This window comes from Bradyrhizobium sp. MOS001, assembly GCF_004634465.1.
Classification (GTDB): domain Bacteria; phylum Pseudomonadota; class Alphaproteobacteria; order Rhizobiales; family Xanthobacteraceae; genus Bradyrhizobium; species Bradyrhizobium barranii.
The window spans coordinates 1-13,286 of sequence record NZ_SPVJ01000049.1; the positions used below are offsets into that span (position 1 = coordinate 1).

General features: G+C 60.0%; 18 protein-coding genes and 1 pseudogene. 5 read left to right on the forward strand and 14 right to left on the reverse strand.

What is annotated here, in order from left to right; translation table 11 throughout:
• On the forward strand, positions 1 to 265 hold a 265-nt coding region (locus CT676_RS44885; protein ID WP_205124620.1), incomplete at its 5' end, for a hypothetical protein.
• An 874-nt stretch (positions 266 to 1,139) separates the two neighbouring features.
• Here the strand turns inward: CT676_RS44885 and CT676_RS35900 are convergent.
• Positions 1,140 to 1,322: a hypothetical protein gene (locus CT676_RS35900; RefSeq protein WP_135216479.1), complete on the reverse strand. Its 183-nt coding sequence runs from the start codon at positions 1,320 to 1,322 to the stop codon at positions 1,140 to 1,142.
• 18 nt (positions 1,323 to 1,340) lie between these two features.
• Positions 1,341 to 1,541, reverse strand: a complete 201-nt coding sequence (locus CT676_RS35905) for a hypothetical protein (protein ID WP_135216480.1) — start codon at positions 1,539 to 1,541, stop codon at positions 1,341 to 1,343.
• Between the two features lie 576 nt (positions 1,542 to 2,117).
• On the opposite strand from CT676_RS35905, the pseudogene CT676_RS45545 reads away from it, so the two are divergent.
• Together CT676_RS45545 and CT676_RS35925 are read left to right on the forward strand one after the other, a co-directional pair.
• Positions 2,118 to 2,198, forward strand: a pseudogene (locus tag CT676_RS45545) (DNA ligase); the annotation flags it as partial.
• Between the two features lie 992 nt (positions 2,199 to 3,190).
• Positions 3,191 to 4,069 carry a hypothetical protein gene (locus CT676_RS35925; protein WP_135216482.1) on the forward strand — a complete coding sequence of 293 codons (879 nt, stop codon included), beginning with the start codon at positions 3,191 to 3,193 and terminating at the stop codon, positions 4,067 to 4,069.
• A 281-nt stretch (positions 4,070 to 4,350) separates the two neighbouring features.
• On the opposite strand, the gene CT676_RS44485 is transcribed toward CT676_RS35925, so the two are convergent.
• Positions 4,351 to 4,539: a hypothetical protein gene (locus CT676_RS44485; protein ID WP_167768278.1), complete on the reverse strand. Its 189-nt coding sequence runs from the start codon at positions 4,537 to 4,539 to the stop codon at positions 4,351 to 4,353.
• 431 nt (positions 4,540 to 4,970) lie between these two features.
• Here CT676_RS44485 and CT676_RS35935 point away from each other — a divergent pair, with 431 nt between their 5' ends.
• Positions 4,971 to 5,240, forward strand: a complete 270-nt coding sequence (locus tag CT676_RS35935) for a hypothetical protein (RefSeq protein ID WP_135216483.1) — start codon at positions 4,971 to 4,973, stop codon at positions 5,238 to 5,240.
• A gap of 595 nt (positions 5,241 to 5,835) precedes the next feature.
• Here CT676_RS35935 and CT676_RS35940 read toward each other — a convergent pair.
• The 4 genes from CT676_RS35940 to CT676_RS35955 all read right to left on the reverse strand — a co-directional run bounded on the left by CT676_RS35940 (position 5,836) and on the right by CT676_RS35955 (position 8,010).
• Positions 5,836 to 6,078: a hypothetical protein gene (locus CT676_RS35940; protein ID WP_135216484.1), complete on the reverse strand. Its 243-nt coding sequence runs from the start codon at positions 6,076 to 6,078 to the stop codon at positions 5,836 to 5,838.
• A 584-nt stretch (positions 6,079 to 6,662) separates the two neighbouring features.
• Positions 6,663 to 7,328: a hypothetical protein gene (locus CT676_RS35945; RefSeq protein WP_135216485.1), complete on the reverse strand. Its 666-nt coding sequence runs from the start codon at positions 7,326 to 7,328 to the stop codon at positions 6,663 to 6,665.
• Between the two features lie 36 nt (positions 7,329 to 7,364).
• Positions 7,365 to 7,580, reverse strand: a complete 216-nt coding sequence (locus CT676_RS35950) for a hypothetical protein (protein ID WP_135216486.1) — start codon at positions 7,578 to 7,580, stop codon at positions 7,365 to 7,367.
• 220 nt (positions 7,581 to 7,800) lie between these two features.
• Entirely contained in the window at positions 7,801 to 8,010 is a 210-nt protein-coding gene (locus tag CT676_RS35955) for a cold shock domain-containing protein (RefSeq protein ID WP_135216487.1), read from the reverse strand.
• On the opposite strand from CT676_RS35955, the gene CT676_RS44490 reads away from it, so the two are divergent.
• On the forward strand, positions 7,921 to 8,127 hold the full coding sequence (locus CT676_RS44490) for a hypothetical protein (RefSeq protein WP_167768277.1): 207 nt from the start codon (positions 7,921 to 7,923) through the stop codon (positions 8,125 to 8,127). The genes CT676_RS35955 and CT676_RS44490 overlap by 90 nt on opposite strands.
• Positions 8,128 to 8,418: 291 nt before the next feature.
• Here CT676_RS44490 and CT676_RS35960 read toward each other — a convergent pair whose 3' ends face one another.
• The 7 genes from CT676_RS35960 to CT676_RS35990 form a co-directional block, all read right to left on the reverse strand.
• The gene (locus CT676_RS35960) at positions 8,419 to 9,420 is read right to left on the reverse strand and encodes a S49 family peptidase (protein WP_135216488.1); all 1,002 of its coding nucleotides are present in this window, start codon (positions 9,418 to 9,420) and stop codon (positions 8,419 to 8,421) included.
• Positions 9,421 to 9,468: 48 nt separating this feature from the next.
• On the reverse strand, positions 9,469 to 10,269 hold the full coding sequence (locus tag CT676_RS35965) for a hypothetical protein (protein ID WP_135216489.1): 801 nt from the start codon (positions 10,267 to 10,269) through the stop codon (positions 9,469 to 9,471).
• Positions 10,266 to 10,709, reverse strand: coding sequence for a hypothetical protein (locus CT676_RS35970; protein WP_135216490.1), 444 nt, complete (start codon positions 10,707 to 10,709; stop codon positions 10,266 to 10,268). The genes CT676_RS35965 and CT676_RS35970 overlap by 4 nt, the downstream gene beginning before the upstream one ends.
• Before the next feature lie 17 nt (positions 10,710 to 10,726).
• Positions 10,727 to 11,308 (reverse strand): hypothetical protein, encoded by a 582-nt coding sequence (locus CT676_RS35975; RefSeq protein WP_135216491.1) that lies wholly within the window; start codon positions 11,306 to 11,308, stop codon positions 10,727 to 10,729.
• Positions 11,309 to 11,855: 547 nt separating this feature from the next.
• Positions 11,856 to 12,617 (reverse strand): hypothetical protein, encoded by a 762-nt coding sequence (locus CT676_RS35980; RefSeq protein WP_135216492.1) that lies wholly within the window; start codon positions 12,615 to 12,617, stop codon positions 11,856 to 11,858.
• A gap of 77 nt (positions 12,618 to 12,694) precedes the next feature.
• A complete protein-coding gene (locus CT676_RS35985; RefSeq protein ID WP_135216493.1) occupies positions 12,695 to 12,964 on the reverse strand; it encodes a hypothetical protein in 270 nt (89 codons plus the stop codon).
• Between the two features lie 52 nt (positions 12,965 to 13,016).
• On the reverse strand, positions 13,017 to 13,277 hold the full coding sequence (locus CT676_RS35990; protein WP_135216494.1) for a hypothetical protein: 261 nt from the start codon (positions 13,275 to 13,277) through the stop codon (positions 13,017 to 13,019).
• Positions 13,278 to 13,286 lie beyond the last annotated feature (9 nt).

Genomic DNA, 13,286 nt, shown 5'->3' on the forward strand with positions numbered 1-13,286 from the left:
CAAGAAAGCGAGGTCCAACACCCCGCTTTCCTGCAAAATCGAATACTACATCAAGACAAATTCTGCTTATTTCTCAGATCAATCCGCATTCTTCACGGATGACTATTTGGGCCTTGGTTCGCGTCCAATTTTCTTCGGAGACAAAGCTCGCTCGATTGCGCGTTCGGCTTCCTCGATTGCAGCACCTTTTGTGGTTGTTTGTCCTCCTATGCGGACATCGCCGATGGTCGCTGACCACTTCCAAACGTGCCTTCCCAACCCCTGAACTACTGTGTAATCGACATCCCGATATTTCACAGCGTGCTCCCCGTGCTCTGCGGCGGATCGCTTCCGGCTTGATCGGATCTCGAGCGCGCTCGTGCTTCGCTGACTGAGCTGCCCCTTTTTCAATCAACGCATTCCAAGCCCGCCCTATCTAATATAACTGGGAGGTCGGTTTTGTTTCTCGGGGGGCATGCCTGCCGCGACGAACTGGCGATTGGGGAAGTACGACGGGATGTATCTCGGCCGGCGCAAGGGCGACGACTGGTCTACGCAAGGTCGACCACGGCTTCGACAAGGTCTGAGGCAACTCAGATTGCGAGAATAATCATTGCGACTAAAATGACGTTGAACGCACCCACGACAAGCACGGCAACATCAAAGATACGGGTTAAGCCAATCATGGTGTTCCCCATCCACGTCTGACTGATCAGAAAATGCTCCTGTTCGCGGCGCCAGTCTATGCAGGTTGTGCCAGCTCCTTCACCGTGCAATATCAATTGGTATATTGCTTTGCTAGCAAATGCGACTTACTGTCGGCTCTAGTACAGGTTGCATTAGTAACTTGTGCTTGTGGTAGAGGGCCCGTCAGATTAGCCAGCCCCGGCGGGCCTTCCCTCAGCCCAGTGCTGCACCACCCACACAGGCTAAGTTCCTCGAAGGAACAGCATTTTCGCCGCTCGACGAAATACCGCTGAAACAATGCAGTGTTTTGCTGACGGTACCGGGGCTGGCTGCATATTTCACTTAGATCTCTTTCACCCGGAGATTTTTGACACGGCGCGGGCCGCAGCGATTAAACTTCCGCTGCGGCCTTCGTCTTTTTGAATCGCCCGCGTGAACCGTCGCATACGAAGAGGCCTCCGATTGAGGGGGCCTTAGTTCTTCGAGTTGTCTTGAACGGCTTGTCTGAGCAAGTCGATTTTGATCTCGTTGCCGTCCATGTCGTGGACTGAGACTTGGCCCGGGTAGTCCGCTGTTAGATCGTCAAACAGCTTGACGGCCTGCGTCGGCCCGGGCGTCACCGCGATGAATGAATCCAGTCGGACTTGATAAGGCATCCGATACTTATGCCGCGCCTATTCCGGCGGCTGCAAGCCCGGCGATTTCAGCCACTCGCTCATGTGCGAGCCGGTCTCGGCCTGCCGGGCTCTGCGCAGCAGGGTTTCCCGCTCGATACCTGGAGGTGCCTTGGAGGCGTCCTCCCGCAATCTCTTAGCCTGTTCGGCAAGACGTTCTTCGAGGGAAAAGGCCTGCTTGATACGGCGGCGTTTCATCATGGCGTCCTCGTCGGTGCTCGGGTCCTAGCCGGTGGGTTGGCACTAACGAGACCTATTATGCAGAGGAACGGGGTTTGGTTCCCAGTCAGCTAGGCATAGAGGAACCGCCGGGGCGGACGAATGTTTGAGTCGTCGCTGGCTCGCCGCCAGAGCTGGCGGAGCGGTCCCGGCCTACCCTCTTATCCCCCCAGGAGCCGGGGCCGGCTCTCCGCCCAAGGAGGGCGCGATGAGTTGTTTCGTTTGCGAAGATGTCGGATGGGTCTGCGAGGCTCACCCCGATCATCCGTGGGACGGCACTTGCCCCTGTGGCGGCGCCGGCGCGCCATGCCCACGCTGCAACGTGCCGGTGGAGGGGCTGCCACCTCGGATGCCCGAGGGCTTCAGGACGGTGTTCGACAAGGACGGCTGGCGACATTGAGGTCGCCCGCGCGGCTCGGCACTCCTCGTTTTTCTCGTCGCGGACTTCTTTTCCACCCGCACGCCTTTGGCTTTTTTGCAGCCTTCTTGGCGTTTTTCGGCTTCTTCACGGCCATGAACTCGCCGGACGTCCTGTCGCGCTTGGTATAGCCGGTGGCGCTCGTGGAGATTGAGTACCGGGCGAAGTCGGCCGAGGGAAAGGTGCGGCATCCCTTTTTCAGGGGTCTGCGAGAAGATTTAATGTGTTGCCGTCGGCATCAAAAGAAAGGGCCCAGCGTCCGTAGCGCCAGGCCACTAAGTCAGCTGCGTCGCTGCATCGTGACTTGCGGAAGACTATATAAACGCCAAGACTGATGCGGCGTTCTTTCTTCATGCCGGATAGATGCATCGTGGCGCACCCAGCTAATTGAGGACCGGTCTTGCAGTCGGCAAAAGCGCGCGAACTAAATCCGCCTCGCTGACGTGGGCAGCATCCGTTGCCGCAATGAGGAGACTTAACGAAGTATTTAGGTTTCACTGATCTGGTCGAAGCTTGTAGCGTTTCTGTAGGTTGCGTTCGGTTGTTCTGACGGCGTACCGAAAGCGGTCGAGATCGGCTCCCTCTCGCGTTTTCACTGCGGCGTTCCTGGTCCGGTATCAGTCAATCGATCGTGCCGATGTGACGTTCCTATACGCGGCAAACCGCTGTGGGGCTGCATGCCCATCCCACCTATTGAGCGTCAGTCAGACGTAGCGCAGATGAGCCCGGATCGCGCTCAAGCGGACGCGCTTGTATTTGGGAATCTAGAACACCGAACGACTTTCGCGCTGGACGACCGGCTCGCGAGACTGCAGATCGCGCAAGAGCTTTCGGACCTGGCCTGCGAAGCGGGAGACAGTCCCTTGGACCAGCCAACCAGCATTGAGACATCTGGAGTCCAGCCAGCAGCAAACCATCCATCGGCGAAGCGGCGAGCTGTGGCTTACTTTCTGTTCGCAGTGCTCATTGGTGTCGCTGCTTTTTGTGGTTGGCTGTCGTCGCGCGTCGGTTGACGGCAGGCTTGGTCTGCTGGCTGGTCTTCCTCGTCCCTCGCGACGCATCGTCAGCAATAGTTCCGGGCGGCCGTTATTCGGTCGGAATTGGACGTCAACGTCCACGACAATTCGATTTCGGCCCGCACCTCGGCCACTGATTATTTCGCGCTCGACGATGATCGAGGATAGCGGCTTCCTCCAGAACAGGAGTGATTTCAGTGAAAGTATGGGCAATAGTACTTGTTGTAAGCTTCGGTTTTGTTGGTGCGCCATTGGCGAACCCGCTGGACTCTCCCAGCACCGTCTACATCGATGGGTTGCCGTGCAACCTTCCTTGCCAGTCATACATGGCGTGGAGTCGGCGGACGCTTCAGGGAAACCGGGTTGCCGCCACGAGAGCTGCCAGCACATCTGGTGCCAAGGCTTCGAGGCAAGTCCCCCACATACGCATTTCTAAGCGTGCTGAGCAAACATCCGCCGATGTCCTGCCTCCGAAGAAGAAGACCGGCAATGTTCAGGCCGCACTTTCGGCGAAGCCTGATGAGCCTACGCCGAGGCCAGCCCCCGGCACTGCCCCCCTCAATTCGGAGATCCCTGAGGCTCCGATCCCGATCACGACTGAACCAAAGGAACCGCCTGTTTTAGAGATCGAGAAGGCGGCGGCTTTGGAGAGCACAGGCTCACAAAGAGAAAAATCACCTCAGGAATTGGTCATGGCAGCGCTGGCGGTCGCGGTGCAAATGACGAATGCCGGTACACCGGAGGCGCCGAATGAGACCAAGGGTGGTGACGCTTCCTCGCCGCTGGTCGCTCTCCTGCTTTCCCGTCCGGACGTAAGATCAGCCTCCGCGCTCAACGGCCTGAATGTCGCTATCGATATGGCGCAGTCAGCGGTCGAAGAGGACATCCTTATCGCATTGGCGGCCGTGGGTGCTACAGATGTCCAGCTTTCAGTAAGCGACGCCAGTCCGCTCGATCGACTCATCAACGGAGATGTACAAGCCGCAGTAGTGAAACTGGTTTCCTCGGACGCGGCCGAGGCGTTCCCCGATATTAAGGGCTTCAAGGTTCTCCGTATTGCCTTCGCGGCTCGTTAGTGGAAGCGCCGACGTTCCAACTGCGACGTTGGCCGAATGCGCCTTACGCCGCACCGGAACAGTTGAGTCCTGAAGTACGGGAATTGTTCGAAAGGCTTAGGCGGAAGCATTGAGTGTAGGCCGCAACGCTCCGGTACACCCGCCGGTTCACGCCGGCGGGTCCCATACGATTGGTCCAGAGTACTAGCAGACCCTCACTGTTACATAGCTATATCCATTCCATTGCTGCTGGTAACAAGATGAACCGTACGCAGCCGCGGCTCCCAGCGCAGCGCCTGTTGCTACACCAGCGGCGGCAGCCCCCCAATCTGGACCGCGATAGCCGCCACGGTAATAACGACCGCCACCAGCCCAGCGTGCCCCTCCACCGTGCCAGTGCGCACCACCACCGTGGTAGCGTGCGCCGCCTCCATGGAAATGCGCACCACCACCATGGAAGTGAGCGCCGCCTCCGCGCCCACCACGGGCATCAGCCACGCCAGGAATAGCAGTTGCTGTGGCAGCGACGAAGCTGATCACTAAGAGAACCTTGGTCGGTCGCATTACACTCTCCTTACGATTACGACGAGAGGTAAAACACCGCGACGCTCGTTCGTTCCCTTGCGATCTACTACTTGGTTCGCGCTGGCGGGGCTTCTTGCCGTCCTCACCTGCAGCGTACGCGGCCCCAACGGTCTCTCCAGCACGTTAGGCAGCGCATGCGACCCCAGCGATCCCGCCAGCAACGACGCCATGAGGCTTGCACTACATCGCCGAGGTCCGCCGTAACCGCGAGAAGCTTGTGACCGCAATCGACGACTACGTCGGAGAGATGACCGGCGATCGAACTGCGCTGCACGCCAAAAATCATAAGTGCGGATGAAGTAGCCCACCCTTGCGAAGAATCGGGTAGTCGATCTGCATGAAGCTCACTGTCGAACGTGCCTTTGCCGACTCGGAAGTCGCCGCGCGAAAGCTGGTCGAACTCGCAGCCAACATCGAGGCTGTCCAGGACGGCCGCATCTACATCGAGAGGATCAACGCGCCGTTCATGTTCGAGCTGAAGGGCAGCGGCACCGAGTTCGGCGCCGGGCTCAGATATGCTGTCGCACAAGGCTGGCTAGAGCTGCACGAGAGCGGGACATATGTGCGGCTTAAGTCGACGGGCGAAGATCTGCTGGCGAAAGACTAGGAACCGCGAGTCCCCGTAGCACTACGGGCCGAATCTTCCAGTGCGGACTTTACGGGTTGGGTGTAATAACACCGGATGGTGCAGACATCGGAAGAGCGCTGGGAACTAGAGTTCGCTCTGATCGCGAAGACGGAGCAGTGCCGAAGGCTGGCACGCCAAGTCAACGACCCGATCATCGCACAGCGCCTGCTTGCTCTCGCAGACGAATATATCCGGCAAATCAAAAGTAGCCAGAACGAGTAAGGCCGCCTCATCTGGCGACCATTCTGGTCGGCTTTCCCCATCTGCGAGACGTGGAACTCGGCGAAGGGTTAAGCCCTGACACTGACGCCTTGGCTGGGAGCTCCATTGGGGGCCACCGTAAGCTGGCGCGACCGTACGCCGGCCTTACCGCAGGCGCCGACGCTCCAGCGCGTTAGCGACCTCGAATATAGCGATGATAGCCGCGATCAAGACGAGGCCCACCATCATCGTGACCAGAATTTGTGCGGGAACTCTGCTTGTGCTGCGCGCCAAATCAGATCGTCTGATGCTCCGGCTCGGTAAGCATTAAAGACAAGCTCTTGACCGTCCTCTTCATCGCTTCACATCCTGCTCAGATGCGCCCGGCTGATTTGATGCCGTTCATGAGCGCTGTCAGGGCCGCTTCAGCGGTCTCTCCTTCGCCCTTAAAATCTCCACCCCATTCCCCGATATGCACGGCAGGATGGCCGCCTGCGATAGCTCGCCAGCTTTCCTGGTCGTAGGTCAGGCATACCTCCCGGACCGTTCGACGGCCTCTCCGGGTCGTTTCAGGGAGCGCGGTCGCGATAGCTTCCATCAGTCTATCGATGCTCATTTCTCACCTCCGAGCATACCATTCGGGTGCGTCGGCCTCTGGCCGGTGGCGCCGCAGTACCAGCAGGCCATTATTCCGACGCGGCCATGTCCTTGGCAATGAGCGCATTGCTCGCGAACTGGGAAGAATGCTTCCACCAATATACAGTCTCAGCGCTGAACGTTTCGTCGAAGCCCTTCACGGGCTCGCCCAAAGGCTCGTCAGGGAATAATCGTTTCATCTGTCAGTCTCTCATCTTTCACAGAAGGGGGCACGCGCCGTGCGTCGTATGGGAGAGTTGTTGAAGCAGTTTGATGCACGGCCGATAATGCGTTGAAACAAAAGGAGGATGTCCTCCCTTTGATTTCGCAGAAGGAGGCCGCAGAAGGCGCCGGTATCTCCGAGCACCAGCGCAACCAAGCCGTCCGCGTAGCCAACCTCCCAGCGGAAAAATTCGAAGCCGCTGAAGCAGTTCGACCGGAGAGGCGGAGACCAGACCGAAAAGGGGGGCGCCCCTCTTTTTGCTCCGGAGCCAACGCGGCGAGAAGCCGCGGTGTATCCGTTCCCGGACACCGCCCCATCACAACTGACGGGAGATAACCACCTCACGAACGAGCGGCGGCTATTTCCTTCGCCCTCACGGGCTCGCCGGCGACAATGCGGCGTTCGAAGTCTCGGCGGTGCGCTGGCGATAGACATGTGGCCGACAACTCCGCCAACGTCTGCCATGCGACGTTGCTGCGATATATCTCAGGCCTGGTTCCATACATCCGCGCCACCCGCATCATCTCGCACGCCGCCACTGTGTCGACGTCAAATTGCTTGTTGCGCAGTCGGCCAAATGCCCGGTTGTTTGGCGTCTGATCCCGCAGCGCTGCTATCTGCCGGCCGATCTCGATGTTTCGCGCGTTCGCAGCACCACGCACCGCCGCAGCCGCCGCTTTGTCTGCCGCGGCCGCCGCCTTCTCCGCGGCGAGCCGTTCTGCCTTGCTTCGCTTCACAGGCTCAGGCTCGGGCTTGATCAAGATGCGCCGGAGCTTGTTCCGCAGAATAATGGAGAGCGCCATCGGGGCATCGGTCGCGCTGAAGTATTCGAGCTCCCGCATCATCGACATGATGCGCAGTAGTGGAATTGAATCGAAGGCCTCGACAAGCTTGAGGCCGTGATCCTCGAACTCCCGAACGACGCCAGCAACGGCCCGAACGATCGGTTCGCATAGCGCAGCCTCGTTACCCTCCGATTCCAGAATGCATCGAAGCACTATCGTCACATGCTCCCGCCCGGGCCACGCCCCAGGGATGCCGAGCTACAACCAACGAGCACTCCGGTGAACAATCCTTTGAAGTTCGAAACGCGTCGGCTCGTCTATCTCGCCAACTTCGAAGGCGTCCAGAATCTCGCGCACTTCCTTCGCGGCGGCGCCGTCATTCACCCAAGGCTGCGGCGGAGCCACGTAGTTCGCCGGCGGCGGGATGTCCTCCTCGTCGTCGTCCACCCGGGAAGGACGCGGTCGCTTTGCCATGGTACACCCTCTCAGTGCGTTTTGATGCGGCGGCCACCACCCTACCTGACCGTGTCAGCAGGGCTCTGGAAACCCTATAGAATAAGGCCCGCCGCCGCGGTCGGCGACGGCGGGTCCGCTGTCGGCAACCGGGGGCTTCCCCAAGAAGGCGGCGCGTACATCCGGCGCTACCTTCTTGGGTGCAATGACGGAGCGAAATCTCGCTCCACCAAATCAAACTTCACGCAATCTCCAAACGCAACTTGACGGCCCGCGTTCGACCATCGGGCAGCTCGGCCCGCTCGAATGAAAGTCTCAGGCCGATCGCCGGCTTGATCTCAGAGCGTTGGAAGGCGGTTGCATGAACGAATTCATCACCGGTGCCGTCGTCGCACTTGATGAATCCAAAGCCGCGAGTTTCATCGTAAAATCGCAATTTCCCGCCGTTCATTATCGCACCCCTCCTATTCGGTGTGCGGCGTCAGCGGCGATACGGCGCGAGCGGCGCGAGCTCGGTCGCATGACGCTCGCCGGCGGTGTAGAAGTCGACCTTGCGGTATTGTCCTGACGGCCGGGACCAGGACGGTGCCGCGGCCGTCGCCGCGGTCGGCGACGGCGTGCTGGTTGCCGATCAGCACGCCGGTTTCAGCGAGACACCACAGCCGGACTACCTCCTCGGAAACGACCTCACGCTTGACGGCGTCCAGGTTGATTGGGGCGGCGGATTTTCTAGCGGGCATTTTGCGGTCCTAGGATTGTGTTTCGTGAATGTGGCGCCGCGCGACCGAGGAAATCGCGCGGCGCCGGACGCCGGCAGCTTCGAAAGCGTGCCCACCGGCGGCGACCGTTTTCGGTTTGGTTACACGAATCCGCGACCTGCCAACGCTGCGGCCATCCCGGCGCGTACGCCGGCGGCATGAACGTCTTGAATCCGTTGATCCACGGCCTCGGCCTTGCCGTACAGCAGTTCGGTGCGATCGTATTTGTCTAGTTTCTTTTTCGCTTCCGGATGTAGACCCGCCATTTCGGAGATCACGCTTTCAATCGTCCCGACGGAGTCGACCAGGCCGACGGCCACGGCTTCGGCGCCGATATAGGTCCGAGCTTCGGTGGCTCTGATCGCTTTTTCGGTCAGCGAAGGCCGGTGCGCCGCGACGCTACTGACGAATAGAGTCATGTAACGATCAATCTCGCGCTGGATGTCTGCGCGGACGTCGTCGGCCAAAGGCTCGTACGGATTTCCGTCAGCCTTGTGGGCGCCAGCGTGGATCAGCGTTGGAGTGATCCCGTGAGCATCAAGGTTGCGTGAATAGTCGACGTGTAACGCAATGACGCCGATGGAGCCAACGATAGCCGAGGGTGCCGCCACTATTCGGCTCGCTGCCGCGGCTAAGGCGTAAGCGGCACTGCAGGCCATTTGGTTGCAAACTGCCACAACCGGGCGGCGTTTGGCGACCGAGGAAATTACATCAGCGCACTCAAACGCTCCAGCAGCAGCGCCTCCAGGCGAGTCGATATCCAAAATAACGCTGGTAACCTCTTCATCCCGATCCGCCGCCAAGACGGCGCGTTTCACACGATCGTACGAAACCAGGCCGCTTTCGGCTTCGAGGAAACTGGCACGCGAAACACGTGATCCGACAACGGAGATGATCGCCACGCCAAGCCCCAGCTTCGCATAGCCGATTGATGCATTAGTCGCCGGCCGCGCGGCGGACACCGACCAATCAGGTGTCGCAAGGGCGCCGACATCTACACCGATCCTCGGGCCGAGGACGGCCGCGATCGTCGCTGCTTTCTTCGGCAAGATCGCAAGCGGCGTGTTCAACACGAGTGCGGCGAGATGTGGAAGATAATCCAACGCTTCGGTCCTCTTCTATGCAGTGCGCGGCGAATCCTGCGCGACCATTCACGCAGCCTCGTTGTTGACCGGCTTGGCGGGGGCGCCGTGGGCGGGGACCAACTCGACCAGCTCACGGCGCGGCGTTGGTTCGACGGCATGACCGCGATCGAACAACAAACCGGGGCCATCGAAACGCGGGAGACGCAGCACCGATCCGAGCGACTCGGCCCATTCACGGTCGCCCTGCTCCAGATAGGTGATCTGCCGAAACCTTCGGCGGACAACTGGGACATTGCGCATGGGGGACCGGATGAGCCCGCGCTCATATGAGTGTTCGACCACGTCGCCCGGATCGCCAACAATCTCGCCGCTCTGCTCGAAAGTCCACAAATCGACGACGGTCTCTTTGATGTCTTCCCGCGGCGCCGGATCGCGATGGCGCGCGATATGGTCTGCATGAAGTAGCCGCCGTTCATCGGGAAGTTCACGGTTGAGCTGCTCGACCGCCTCTGCGTCGGCCCGGGCTTCCTCGGCGAGCTGAACCAGTGTTGCGGCCGCAGCACCGCCCTCCTCGGATATTCGGCGCGCCAAGGCGGCGCTTTGCTTCTCCAGTTCAGCCCTGCGAGATGCCAGGTCGGCGCTAGCGGCATCGGCGGCCTCTTGTTCGAGCTCGCCTGCCAGCTTGTCGACGAGCAACCCGAGGCGTTCACGTTCGAGTTCAGCTTCCTCGTGGGCAAGGCGCCATTTCGAAAAAGCTGCGGAACTCTTGAGGGCATCGGCCTTCTCCGCATCCAGAGCGATCAGCGCCTGGTCTCCCGCCGCCAAGTCGGCGCGCGCTTGCGTGAGTTGCTTCGCGATCTTTGTCACTTTTGATCCTCGTCTATCGAACTGGTCTCGGCATAACTAAACAACGGCTGCGCATCTGACGCTACCGACAACGCGGACTTGGCGGACACCGCGAACGTCGCTTCACCGCGCTCTACGCGAGCCGCGAATTCGTCGAACAAGTCGGCGTCGACATGCCAGGCGCCGTCCGTAAGCCGTTTTGCCCACTCCAGATGGTTCGAGCAGATTCGACGCACCGTATGCGGCTCGAAGCCGAACCTCCTGAATGCTCTCGCAGCTAGTTCCCAGCGAGGACGACGCTCCGCAACGAGTTGCTTTCTCGCAGCGTCCGGCTGCGAAATCACCGGTACGGCCGGCGCGCGTGCTTGTTGCAGTTTGAGCAAGGCTTCGAGCGAAGCTTTATGGAAATCTACCTGCGCTGCGATCTCGGCGTCGCTCATCGTGCTCGTGGTGTCGGTCATGTCGGGGTTGCTCTTGCTCACCGGCGACGGGTGGACGCTTTAGCGCGTCCGCGCTTCTTTTTCGGCCTCGGTCGCTTCTTTGCGATCCTCTCCTCCGGCGGAACCATCTCGATCAGTTCGGCATCGTCGGTCCTGAGGTGCGTCTTCCCCATCAATTTCATCGCGTGCGCAAGTAGCGCGCTCAACGCCTGACCCTCCTCGCGATCCCAAATGTTCCAAAACATCTTTCGCTCAGCATCGGATTTCGATTTGCAGGCCGTGAGAAAGCTCATCAGCACCGTGCTCCGCTGGATCGCGATGCTCGCCGCTTTAACGTCTTCTAGTCCGGCATCATCCTCGAACGCCCGTTTGTCTAATTCCCCGGCAATCCGCGCTATGTCCTCGGCCTCGTCAAAGCATAGGTCCCACTCACGCTCCGAGCCGCTGCTGAACAATCGATAGCGCTGGCGCGAGAGCTCCAAATCGTGCCCCTCAGGGCGTGCTGGCGGCAGAACCCGCTCATCGACGAGTTGACGAACCCGGCGATCGTTCAGGTTAAGGTCGCGAGCCAGTTCGATCTGGGAAACGAAAACTGGTTCGGAAGATCTCGTTGCTGTCATTGCGATGCTCCTATCGGGTCAAACCGGAACCGGAAACGACGATTTTCGAAATTCCGGCTACGCTGAATCGCTGCGGCGTCGCGCGCCGCGATCGATTTTTCCCGCGGAAAGGTACCTTGGAGATTTCCGCGAATTCGCCCCCGACCCGGCTCTGAGGCGGCCGCCGTTGCGCGCGCCGTTCTCCGTGTCGCGAAAGACTGTCCAGCGAGAGAGCGCCTCTGTGCGAGCTTCCTAGAAGTGCGATTGCCGCTGGTACGGCGGGCGCTGGGGGGCCGTTGCTCTGTATGCTGTCTCAAGCACCCGAACGGATCGGGGCGGTGCGCAGCTGGAGGAAGCGGTGCAGAGCGCCGACCAGCGGTACACTGTGTGAGCTGGATCATAGGCGCCCGCGTCATCCTTCGGCAGGATGTCCCCATGACTACTGAAGGCAAACCGAAGCGCGCGCCTGACTGGCTGGTCGTCGACCTCGCGATACTTGTGGTCGGAGCGGCCGCGATCGTCGCGGGGCTCTGGATCGGTCTGTAGTTCCAGCGAATGGCAGGAGCGCTCATACCGCCCTCCATGCGTTCATCGCGTCGTCGATGGCTGCGGTCTTGATGATCCATCGCCGCCAAGCCTCATCCCAATTGCCCGAGTACGCGCCGCTCGCGATGCCCCAGTACTTGAAGGTTTCGTACTCCCCGTTCACCCTCTCGGTGGGGACGCCCATATCGTGCGCTATCTCGCGCTGGCGGTGGGTGGGTCGGAATGTCCGCCGAATTCTGGTGCGCGGAGGCTGGGCCGGTCGCCCAACGCCGCCACGACCTGCTGCGACTGTCTGTCCAATCGGCTCTTCAAAAACGATCGCCGCGTGTATAGGAGCGCCAGCTCCGATCGGTAGCCCAGCCAATGACTGATTTTTGGACGGGATATCGGAGGTTACCCCGATCGAATCTTTGGTTTGTTGACCGACGCGCGCCTGCGCGCGTTCATCAAAATCCTTGTTTGTACGGCTCTCGACGTCACGCTTTAATCCGTCACGCGTCCTAATCTTACTTATGTCGCGTGACGCATTTTTCCGTGACGCACGATGGCGCCTTGCGCGTTCGGCATCCTGCGCCCTCTGCCGTTGCAGCTTTTCTGCGTCCGAAAGCTGAAGGGCCGGCCTACCGCGTTTGCCGGAGGTACTGCGGGCGGCGCGGTATTTGCGAGACCGTTTCGCTGCATCCTCTCGCTTCAGCGCATTCCTGATCTCGTAGTTTGGGTCGTCATTAGCACCGATGAAACGAAACCGGAGATGCCGACTGATGCGCAGTGAGACCTCAAGCACGGCAGCACACTGGTCATTGGACCAACGCTTGTTCGTGCCCTCGGTCTTCCCGACAATCTGACTGAGTTCTCCGTCGGTCAGCCACGGTGCCCATTTTCGGCACCACCGCCGGACGGAACGTTCGGGTTCGCCGGACCCGCCAGCCAGGCGTGATCGGCGCGCCAGCGCAGGATGCGCATTCCTCGTTCATTCCGGGGAATCACTTTCCAGAAGCGGCGCTCGAACAACTTGCGAGCGTCCGCGAGCCGACTGCGGGCGAGTACAGCCTTGCTATCGCGATCTTCGTATTCATCGCCACCAAAAGTCTTGATGTCAGCGGAGTTTTGTGATTTTGTACTGGTACGCATATTAATCCTTTGACGCCGGTGGGCCCTCCAACCTGCCGGCGTTTTTTGTGGGTTAAGCTGATTTCCCTTGGTTATTCGGCAGATCCTCTATGCCGACCGCTTCAATGATGTCGGCCTCGTTCCGCAGCTCGGACACCACTTCGGCAATCGTGTATCCTTTGACGACCCGCCGGCGCGCGAACCTGTTGATCGCCCACGCAAGCGCATCGGCGCGCTTATGGTGCTCCAGCAGCGCCACCGCCTCGGCTCGGTTCACGTCTCGAGCGTGTTCAAGATCAATCACAACGGCGGACTGCCGGTGACGGCTGGTCATGCTGGTGCT

What these genes read in the sequence shown, in the direction of transcription:
- CT676_RS35900 (WP_135216479.1), bottom strand. Translation starts at nt 1,322, where the DNA reads ATGCCTTATCAAGTCCGACTGGATTCATTCATCGCGGTGACGCCCGGG.
- CT676_RS35905 (WP_135216480.1), bottom strand. Translation starts at nt 1,541, where the DNA reads ATGATGAAACGCCGCCGTATCAAGCAGGCCTTTTCCCTCGAAGAACGT.
- CT676_RS44485 (WP_167768278.1), bottom strand. Translation starts at nt 4,539, where the DNA reads ATGCCCGTGGTGGGCGCGGAGGCGGCGCTCACTTCCATGGTGGTGGTG.
- CT676_RS35935 (WP_135216483.1), top strand. Translation starts at nt 4,971, where the DNA reads ATGAAGCTCACTGTCGAACGTGCCTTTGCCGACTCGGAAGTCGCCGCG.
- CT676_RS35940 (WP_135216484.1), bottom strand. Translation starts at nt 6,078, where the DNA reads ATGAGCATCGATAGACTGATGGAAGCTATCGCGACCGCGCTCCCTGAA.
- CT676_RS35950 (WP_135216486.1), bottom strand. Translation starts at nt 7,580, where the DNA reads ATGGCAAAGCGACCGCGTCCTTCCCGGGTGGACGACGACGAGGAGGAC.
- CT676_RS44490 (WP_167768277.1), top strand. Translation starts at nt 7,921, where the DNA reads ATGAACGAATTCATCACCGGTGCCGTCGTCGCACTTGATGAATCCAAA.
- CT676_RS35955 (WP_135216487.1), bottom strand. Translation starts at nt 8,010, where the DNA reads ATGAACGGCGGGAAATTGCGATTTTACGATGAAACTCGCGGCTTTGGA.
- CT676_RS35970 (WP_135216490.1), bottom strand. Translation starts at nt 10,709, where the DNA reads ATGACCGACACCACGAGCACGATGAGCGACGCCGAGATCGCAGCGCAG.
- CT676_RS35975 (WP_135216491.1), bottom strand. Translation starts at nt 11,308, where the DNA reads ATGACAGCAACGAGATCTTCCGAACCAGTTTTCGTTTCCCAGATCGAA.
- CT676_RS35985 (WP_135216493.1), bottom strand. Translation starts at nt 12,964, where the DNA reads ATGCGTACCAGTACAAAATCACAAAACTCCGCTGACATCAAGACTTTT.
- CT676_RS35990 (WP_135216494.1), bottom strand. Translation starts at nt 13,277, where the DNA reads ATGACCAGCCGTCACCGGCAGTCCGCCGTTGTGATTGATCTTGAACAC.